We start from the raw sequence: 3,061 nt of genomic DNA, 5'->3' as shown, positions 1-3,061 counted from the left end.
GGTGAATGCTCTTAAATTCTTCTAATGTTTTTTTAGCATCTGCTTTTAAAACAAATGGCTTTTTATCTTTTAACGGCGATTGATTTTCTAAAGAAAATACTGCTTCAAAGTTAGCTATATTGATGTCATTTTTACTTAAAAAGGGCTGTATTTTTTCAAATGAATAATGATATCCATATTGCTGTAAGGCATCTGTTTGCCCTCTAGACTTACGCTTTTCAGTATACATTTCACCAAAATAGGTATCTCCAAGAATATTGATAATACCTGTTTGAGAAGAATATTTTTTTGCCTTGGCATGCCCTTCTTGAAAATAATGGTAGTAAGGAACCAAATGCTCCAGACGGTGAATATCATCCAGAAAAGAGAAAAAACCAATGCTCCGGTTATGTTCGGAATAAGTGATATAAATCTGCCTAAAGGTATGTGAGATATATAAAACCGAAGTGAGTACCGGATGAGCAAGCAAAGGCGTAATCGGTTGATATACTTTATTTTTAAAAGAAAGTGTTCTAATAAAGAAAAGTTTTTTCAGCTCGGCTGGATAGCTATAAATGTGTTTTACCAACAAAAATAGATTTTTTAATTGATTAGGTGCTCTTAAAGCTAACTGGTAATCTTCTGCTCTTTTAGACAAGATTAATTGTGTTTGCTCAACAGAACCCAACAGCATATTGCTTAAGGCATCTTTAACATCATTTGCCTGAGTAAAAATTAAGAATTGTAAGAGCTCGGCAAATGTATATGATTCATTTTTTTCTAGACCTAAATTTTGTTCACCAATTTTCTTAATTTTTTGTTCAGGAACCCGATAGATTTCATCAGCTTGAACTTTTTTTTGATGGAATTGTTCTAATGCATAATCAATCAGTAATAATGTAGAAATGTCTCCATCAATTTCAAATGCCCAAATTGCCTCTTCAAATTGAGCATGATCAAGAGCAGCTAGCAGCTTAAGTTCAAATAGAGGGTAAGTCATATCTCCCCCCCTTCGAAATCTTTTACGTAGGCAATATAACCAGAAAGGTTGTGTTCCTGATCATCAATTCTTACTCTAAAGCGATCATGCCGTACATAAAAAGCATGCAATATTTTATCTGGTCGAGCCATATACATGGCTATTTCTGGATAGAAAAAACCTGTGGTTTGAAATTCGGCTCGAAATGTAATGAGTTTTTTTAACTCAGACATATATGCTTGGTCAAAAAGTGCATTATGGCCTTGCTCTTTTAAACGATTAACCATTTTATAGGCTGCCATTAGCATTTCTAATAAAGTGGCATATGTTGTTTTTCTATTTCGAATAAAAATAAAATGTTTTAAATAATTATTTAAACCAAAAATAAAATATTTTTCTTCAGGGCATATTTTTGTAAGCTCATTGGTACAATAACTTAACCAGTGATCATGATATTTTTCATATCTTTTATGAATAAAATTTTCAAACATTAACTTAACTGTGTCTAATAATCTTTTATCCTGATTAATTTGATATAACCTTAATAAAGCTAATGCTGCTTCTCCATCATAATAAATGATTCTGAACTTTTCTTTTAAATCATAATTTGGATAATTTAATACATGAGTAGTTAATCCATCCGGATCCACTAATTCTAAAATACCATGAGCAAGTTTCTCTGCATATTTTAAATAATCATCTTTTCCTGTGATTTCTTGATATTTCGTTAACATTAAAATAGCTGCGGCATTTGCACCTAATTTAATTTCTAGCTCCCCTTCTTTACCATCAATCATAAACGCAGTTATTGGGTCTTTTTCTTTATAGAAAGTAGTAAGTGCGTATTGAATTGCTGCAACAATTTTAGGCCAGTATTCAGGTTTATCTTGTACTTCAAAAGTCTCTAAAAGCGCGTAAAGCGAAGTACAGTGACGTACCGTATTATAGTTCCGTATATCACGATCATAAGCAGGAAAATATCCATAAATGAATTTGCCATTTTCTTGAATCTGGCTATGTAAAAACGCTGCATTTTTTTCAATGAGGTCTCTAAAGTGCTGTTTTTTATTGCTAGCAATGGCTCTAATACCATTTGCATCGTAGCGACTTGCTAAATTAATAAATTGTCCATTTTCATAAAAAGTTGCATAGGTATCGAAAGTCCACACTTCTTGTAGTGACTGAAGTTTAATTTCTGGCTTTGTTGCACGATATTTTTGTTTAATTGCATAGTTCAGATTTGTTTCATCAAAAAAGTTCGGCTTGTCATAACTTAAGCCCCGAATAATGGCTTTTCCATATATTTCTTGCTCCAGAAAAGCTACCGAACAGGAATCATCAAATCCAATACCTCTGCGGTAATGATTATTGTGAAATTGGTGATGAACCTGCTGCTCTATTTGGTTCCAACTTTGCTTTTCTAAATTGTACGCAACATCAATTTTTATGTAGTCTGGAAGTTGATCTGGCGAAAACTGATCATCAATAAAATTAAATAATTGTAGAGTTGCTTGTGTAAGCACTGTTTTTTCACTATGCCATACGCTACATCTGTGATCTTTAGGGCCAAATGATATAAATAAAATAGTTTCTTCTTGAAGGTCTGAAACATGGTGAACAATATGTTCTAACCAAAGCTTGAGCTGTCTTTTGAAGTCTAAAAATACCGCCACTCGAATTAAGTCCCTATCCGTTATTTGTTGTTCTATAAAATTCTCAATGCATCATAGCATGAACTCTTACAAAGCTAGGTTAACGTATTGTTTAAACATAAAAAAAGAGAACCCTAGGGTTCTCTTTTTCTGATGAAGTCAATTATCTATTAATAGAGAATTTGACCATTGTTAAGTAATTCAGTCTCTGTTGTAGTAACACCTTGTAAGACTAACAATGTAGTGAAGTTATTTGCAGGGAATAGACCTGTTAACCCATCACGGTCAATCTGGATTGTTGTATTACCACCACTTACTGTGACATTCAAATACTCTCCAATATTGGCGTCTGTTTGAGCTCCATCGAGTAATCCTCTGATATCAATCAGATCAGCCTGTTTGTCTGTAGCAACATTACCAACATGGAAGTCAGTCCAAGTATCTACGCCAT

General features: G+C 33.1%; 2 protein-coding genes and 1 pseudogene. All 3 read right to left on the bottom strand.

All coding sequences use genetic code 11. The features are described from left to right. Window positions 1-979: pseudogene (locus VXQ92_RS15490) on the bottom strand (CapA family protein); the annotation flags it as partial. Next, window positions 976-2,631: a poly alpha-glucosyltransferase gene (locus VXQ92_RS15485; RefSeq protein WP_416682391.1), complete on the bottom strand. Its 1,656-nt coding sequence runs from the start codon at window positions 2,629-2,631 to the stop codon at window positions 976-978. The gene VXQ92_RS15485 and the pseudogene VXQ92_RS15490, both read right to left, overlap by 4 nt. Before the next feature lie 149 nt (window positions 2,632-2,780). Then, window positions 2,781-3,061: type I secretion C-terminal target domain-containing protein (locus VXQ92_RS15480; protein ID WP_416682390.1), on the bottom strand; the 281-nt coding region annotated here is incomplete at its 5' end.

The organism is Acinetobacter sp. 228 (assembly GCF_048147885.1).
Note: the sequence above shows the minus strand (reverse complement) of the source record. Positions and strands in the feature narration are given on the sequence as shown.